This window comes from Psychrobacter sp. CAL346-MNA-CIBAN-0220 (assembly GCF_040309805.1).
Lineage (GTDB): Bacteria > Pseudomonadota > Gammaproteobacteria > Pseudomonadales > Moraxellaceae > Psychrobacter.
Map to the genome: position 1 here is coordinate 1 of NZ_JBEOPF010000381.1, position 264 is coordinate 264.

The following is a 264-nucleotide window of genomic DNA, read 5'->3' on the forward strand; positions in this document are numbered from 1 at the left end:
GTATAAAATAAAGCGATGATTAAAATGGCGCCAATATCATCAAAAATAGCAATAGAGACCAAGAACACTTTTAATGAGTTAGGAACGCGATTGCCCAAAAGACTTAAGATACCCAAAGCAAAAGCAATGTCCGTCGCGGCAGGGATTGCCCAGCCTTTCCAAAAATCAGGTTCATTATAGTTAAAGAGCAGATAGACGATGGCGGGCATAATCATGCCGCCCAGCGCCGCTCCAGCGGGCAGGATAATTTGCTTAACGTTAGAG

Annotated in this window: 1 protein-coding gene; it reads right to left on the reverse strand. The window is 43.9% G+C overall.

Annotated elements, in window-relative coordinates; genetic code table 11:
• The coding region (locus AAEY88_RS14050; RefSeq protein ID WP_350563369.1) for a Na+/H+ antiporter NhaA at window positions 1-264 on the reverse strand (264 nt) is incomplete at both ends.